This window comes from Rurimicrobium arvi (genome assembly GCF_039540495.1).
Lineage (GTDB): Bacteria > Bacteroidota > Bacteroidia > Chitinophagales > Chitinophagaceae > Rurimicrobium > Rurimicrobium arvi.
On record NZ_BAABEZ010000014.1, the window covers coordinates 163063 to 169243 of the forward strand.

Consider the following 6181-nt stretch of genomic DNA (forward strand, 5'->3'; position numbering starts at 1 on the left):
ATACAGGCGGAAGAATAACAAATACTAAAGGATGCCGGGTGACAGGAACATATTACCGCGACGCAACTTATTTTCGCAACATGAAATTCCAGCTCGACATCCGCATACCGGTCCCCGACGATACGATCCGATACGGGGACGGCATCCTGCTGATCGGTTCCTGCTTTACGGAACATATGAGCGAACGGCTCGCACAGCATCGTTTTCAGATAAGCAATAACCCGAACGGAATTCTTTTCAACCCTCTGAGTGTATCCGACAGCCTGCGGTCTTATGCCCGGGAAAAACAATATACCCGCTCCGACCTGTTTTACCTGAATGAACTCTGGAACAGCTGGGACCATCATACCCGCTTTTCCGACGTAGACCCGGAAGCGGCACTGACGCGGATCAATACGGAGATCGTACAGGCGGGCAATATGCTGCGCAAAGGCAAATGGCTGATCATCACGCTCGGCTCCGCTTTTCAGTATTATTTAAAGGAAAACGACCGCCCCGTCGCCAACAACCACCGTGCTCCGGGTCAATGGTTCGACAAGCGCCTGCTTGGTATCAGCGACATCGTTGATCACCTAAGCGAAACGATCAGCCTGCTGCGCGAAAGCAACCCTGAGCTTAGCATCCTGTTTACAATAAGCCCCGTACGGCATATCCGGGATGGTGTGATCGAGAATAACAGGAGCAAAGCGCGGTTACTGGAAGCGGTACATACCTTATGCAGCCTGCCCCGGGTGTATTACTTTCCTGCTTACGAGCTTGTGATAGATATATTGCGTGATTATCGCTTCTATGACATAGATATGGTGCATCCGAACTTTGCCGCCACGCAATTCGTATGGGAGCAATTTGCCAAACACTACTTCGCAGACGATACGCGTGCGCTGATGGAGCAGGTGGAGGAGCTGCATATTGCACGCAACCACCGGACCCGTTTTCCCCAAACGGAAGCACACCGCAATTTTATGGACAAATATCATGCAAAGGCAACAGAGCTGCAGCAGCAGCTTCCTTTCCTGGATTTTTCGGAGACGATCCGCTATTTCGCGGGCGGAGCCTAAGGCATGATTAATACCCGCCGGCGCATTGTAACGGCACCAAAATAACCGAGCGCATTACCCGAAATTGTGGAAAGAGGGTTGGCGGGCGTCTGACCATTACCCGTGGCGTTCACCAGCGTGTAGAAGAAGTTATAAATCGCCTTTTCCGTACAATACATGGTTACGGTCACGGTATCTTTACCGCTGAACAGATCTTCATCATTGACGTTGAGCGGCCGCGAATTGATTTTTCCGTCAGAGTACTGGTCATCCCATGCATCTATTGTGTTCAGCAAGGTGTCATTGATCTGGAGCTGAAATGCATAATAGTTGGGTTGCCCCGCAGGATCCTGGAACACAGGGGTAAACTGATGCAAAACACCGCCGAATGCGGAGAAACTATCAACATATAAACTGTCGAAAGGCACCGGATCGGGCATCGTACTGGTAGAAGTGAACGTTTCGTCGCCCACCTTCGCCACCAGTTGGTACGTGTGACCGGGGACCCCCGGTGTACGTTGTGTCTGGTAATTGCCGGGACTTACTTCCAGCGTAGTGTCCGATTTTCCTTCTGTCAGGTCTGTCACCACTACAAACGCACCCTGTACAAAATCCGGTTCGTTGGAGGCACTGAACGCTACGGAACGGCTGATCATGATCGTATGGTTCACCGTGCCGGATTCATCTGTAATAAACCCCTGGATCACGACCCTCTTATCCGAATTCTTTAAATCTACATTGATTACTTTTTCGCAGGACGCGAGCATCAATAGAAGGGAAGATAATATAAGTATTGCGTAACGCATAATGGTGAAAGTTGCGCGAATTTACCTGTTAACTGATGTATAAGGTTCATCATATCAAATATTTAACGTCTGAACCGGTGCAAAGCGATAAATTTTTGTAAAAAAAATGCATAATTGTTATTTTTAAGGAAATTTTTCTCCATGAACCTTTTAACAAAAAGCTTGCTGTTCTTATCGTTCCTGCTGCTCGGTAGGTCGTACGCGTACGCCCAACTTGTAGGGAGTGAACTTTATTTACAGGGAAAATATGTGGAAGTCGGAATCGCTCAGAACGGAGCTTTCGGCACATCGCACGATGCTCCTTCAGGATACCATCCCAGGGGCGTAGGTTTGTGGCTTGGCTTCGTGGCCGACCCGGATAAGGACGGATGGAGCGTCGGTACTCCCAACTATATCGGAGATTACTTTCTCCCCGGTTCTCCGCAGGAGGGCTGGGATATGGAGGTTAACGGTATCTGGGCCCAGGCATGGCGCGGGTCGGGCTCCACTTCTTTTACCGGCGGACTTACCGGCACCTGTACGACCTGGGACACAACCGGCGGCATCATAAAAGGTACATGGGAAGGAACATTAGGAACACTGAAGATAACTGCCGTAACCAGGATCAAGAAAGACAAACTGTATTTCACAACCACGGTAAAGATCAAAAACACCGGTACTACGACGCTGTATAATTTTTACTATGACCGCACCGTGGATCCCGATAACGAGGTGGCCGTTCCCGGCGGCGGATCGTATACAACTGCAAATAAAATTGAATACGCATTACCCAGCCCCAATAACAAATCGCTGGTAACCGCCATCGGAACCTCTTCCATCAAGGCCTATCTGGGTCTCGCTTCCCGCGATTGCCGTGCAAGACCTTATATCATCACGTCCAGTCTTTCCCCTATTGATTCACTGCATGAGATGTACAGCGGAAACGGGATTACCGGAACGATACTCAAAGTAGACAGTCTGTACACTAATGACGTGGGTATCGGTATCGTGTTCAAAATCGATTCTCTTCAGGGAAATGACAGTACACAGCTGTCTTACGCTTATGTATTGAGTGCGGCGGATGTGGATTCGGCATTTGAAGATCTGAAACCACAATTAAGCATTGGAGGAAAAATCTTCGCAACAGGAGATACCATCAAAGCCTGCGTTGGTTCCAAAGTAAACATCGACATCGTCGGCGGCGATTATTACCAATGGAAATGGAGTCCCACAACAGGACTTTCCGACAGCGTCGGCTCCCGCATTACAATTACAACTCCCTCTGTAAGAACAACATATACGGCAAACGCATCCAGCACCTTGTGTCCTATCGATCCGGTGAACATCGTCATCGAACCGGTTCCCGTTCCCGACAAGCCAAAGGTTACCACACCACTCTATTATTGCCAGTACGACGCTGCAGCGCCGCTTACGGCAACCCTCACGGGCATCAGTACGGAATTACGTTTCTATAACACCCCAACAGGAGGCACCGCGCTCTCCACGCTCACTCCCGTTACCATTACTCCCGGCAGTAAAAATTATTACGTTAGCCAGGTAAATGGAGGTTTGTGCGAAGGTAACCGCGAGTTGATCACCGTTATCACACGTGCAATACCGGTTATCGGCTCTTTCAAAACCACAGATCCTACTTATTGCGGTGCGCAGGACGGAACCATTACGTTTAAATCCGATTCGGCATTCACTACTTATACCCTTGACTACGACAAGAACGGTAAGCCTGTAAGCTCTGCAACGATCACTACCGATGATACGGGAGGCTATACTATCAGTGGCCTGGGCGGCGGTTCGTACACCGGCTTTGTAATCACCAACAAATACGGTTGCAAAAGCACTCCATTCCTCGGACCCGTTGAACTTAAAAATCCGGCTCCTCCCGGACCTGCCATCACGAATAACGGACCGCTTTGCGTAGACCGCGAAGCGCGTCTGACAGCGCCGTTCATTTCGGGCGCTACTTATTCCTGGACAGGGCCTGATGGATTCACATCAACAGACAGACTTCCTTCATTCACCACCACGCCAAACAGCGGCGGAACATATACGCTGGTCGTAAGCGTAGGGGAATGTGTTTACCAACCCTCATTTACCACGCTGGTAATAACACCGACACCGGATAAGCAAAAACTGAAGAATCCTTATCGCCTGTGTGAGGGTACCGATCTGATCATAGACCTGGTAAGACAGCCAAACGTGAACTACGAGTGGTCCGGAAACGGAGTTGTACAAACCAATAGTCCGCTTACACTTAAGAATATTGCTGCAGATAAAACCGGCACCTATTACCTTACTGCAAGCAGCGAAAACGGCTGCATCACGATGGATACCGCTCAGGTATATGTGGATACACGCCTGAGCTTCGCAATTGTTTCCGATACCGCTATCTGTACCGTTGATTCTGCTTTGTTGCAGGTAACCACTAACGGCACATCTGTGACCTGGGACCCGGTTGCCGGGCTCAGCAGCGCCACCGGAGCTGTGGTAATGGCAAGGCCTTCCGTGAGCACTGTATATAAAGCTACCGTGCATTCAGATAACACCTGCCCGGATCTGAGCGGATCGGTAAACGTACAGCTGATCCCCACTCCACAGGTTACCGGATATGATACACTGGTGCGGATGAACATTCCTTATACATTGCTGCCTACTTACGGTCAGGATGTGGTGAAATACAGATGGGAACCTGCCGACAGCCTTTCCTGTGCCAACTGTCCCAACCCGGTGTTCAACTCCAGCAAAGACATGACCTACATCATCTACGCTTCCAATACGCAGGGATGTACCGGACATGACACCATGATCGTTCGCGTATTCTGTGATGGCGCAAACATCACGATGCCGAATGCCTTCACCCCGAACAATGACGGGACCAACGACATCTTCTATGTACGCGGAACCGGATTCACCGTGAAGAGCTTTGCTATCTACAACCGTCTGGGTCAGGAAGTGTTCCGCAAAGAAAACTTCAATGCCAACGATCCTAAGTTCGGATGGGATGGTACCTTCAACGGACAAGCCATCAGCGATGCATCCGGATTTGTCTATATGCTCGAGGCGGTATGCCTGCATAGCAACAATGAACCGATCCTCATCAAAGGAACGGTATTGATGATCAAATAATCTTTTTTGAAAAGCCCTTCCGTCTCCAGAGACGGGAGGGCTTTCATCCTCTCTTTAAAACGACCGTTATATGAATCGCAGAAGATTATCCTTGCTTGCTTTCCTGATCAGTGCCTCTGTTACTGCGCATGCACAGGATGTGCACTACTCACAATACTTTGTTGCACCTCTTTCCGTGAATCCTGCCCTTACGGGATTTATGGATGGCACACTGCGTGCGATGGTCAACTACAGAAGCCAGTGGGCCAGTGTGAACAACGCTTTCACCACCGGCACCTTATCTGTTGACGGCAATATCCTGCAGAGCAAGATCCCCGCAAACGACAGGCTGGGTGTGGGACTGCAGGTGATCAGCGACAAAGTGGCCGACGGACTCCTCACCAACAACTATGTGAGCGCCAGCGCCGCTTACCATAAAGGCTTCGACAAAGAAGGCAATTACAGCCTCGGTATCGGCATACAGGGTACTTACTCCCAGAGAAGCATTGATGCGGCCAAACTGGTATTCAACGACCAGCTTGATGCCTACGGCAATTTCTCACAGACTTCCGCAGATGCCGCAGCCAAATCCGACGGACTCAGACGCAATTATTGGGATGTAGCCATCGGCGGGGTGTTTAAGGCACGCATCAATGAGAAGCAACAGTTTTACATCGGCATGTCGGCCTATCACCTCGCATCGCCTAAGGTTACGTTTATGAGCAACCAGCAACTGACCGTACCTACACGCATCACCTGGAACGGGGTGTATGAAGCGCGGCTCGGCGACATGGTTTCCATCAGCCTGCTGGGTATGTACTCCAAACAGGAGCAGGCATCGGAAGGCGTGTTCGGAACTATTCTTACGATCGGCAAATCCTGGAGGGAGTTCGACAAAACGCCCGTATTCTACGCCGGTATGCTGTACCGTACCAAAGATGCGCTGATACCTTACGTAGCTGCAGAATACCTGGATATACGACTCGGCGTGAGTTACGACTACAACAACTCCAGCCTGAATGCAGCCACCAAAGGCCAGGGAGGTGCAGAGATCTCCTTATCTTATCTGCTGCGTATTCCACCGAATAAAAAGATCATCTACCTCTGTCCGAACAATCCGAAGTTCTAGCACAAACACCGTATCAATAGCTCCGGTCCGCAACTTCGTTGCGGACCTTTTTTGTAGTTGCACCGGGTCTGAAGTACTTATTTACATCTCTCCGGTCAGATGACCGGCAT

At 50.0% G+C, this 6181-nt stretch carries 4 protein-coding genes; 3 read left to right on the forward strand and 1 reads right to left on the reverse strand.

The window, feature by feature from the left end; all coding sequences use genetic code 11:
• Window positions 1–80 precede the first annotated feature (80 nt).
• The gene (locus tag ABD846_RS06110) at window positions 81–1058 is read left to right on the forward strand and encodes a GSCFA domain-containing protein (protein ID WP_344823901.1); all 978 of its coding nucleotides are present in this window, start codon (window positions 81–83) and stop codon (window positions 1056–1058) included.
• Here the strand turns inward: ABD846_RS06110 and ABD846_RS06115 are convergent.
• Window positions 1055–1843, reverse strand: coding sequence for a DUF4249 domain-containing protein (locus ABD846_RS06115; RefSeq protein WP_344823904.1), 789 nt, complete (start codon window positions 1841–1843; stop codon window positions 1055–1057). The two genes, ABD846_RS06110 and ABD846_RS06115, sit on opposite strands and share 4 nt — an antisense overlap.
• A 141-nt stretch (window positions 1844–1984) precedes the next feature.
• Between ABD846_RS06115 and ABD846_RS06120 the strand changes: the two genes are divergently transcribed.
• Both ABD846_RS06120 and ABD846_RS06125 read left to right on the forward strand, forming a co-directional pair.
• Entirely contained in the window at window positions 1985–4963 is a 2979-nt protein-coding gene (locus ABD846_RS06120) for an Ig-like domain-containing protein (protein ID WP_344823907.1), read from the forward strand.
• Window positions 4964–5033: 70 nt separating this feature from the next.
• The gene (locus tag ABD846_RS06125) at window positions 5034–6071 is read left to right on the forward strand and encodes a PorP/SprF family type IX secretion system membrane protein (protein ID WP_344823910.1); all 1038 of its coding nucleotides are present in this window, start codon (window positions 5034–5036) and stop codon (window positions 6069–6071) included.
• Window positions 6072–6181 lie beyond the last annotated feature (110 nt).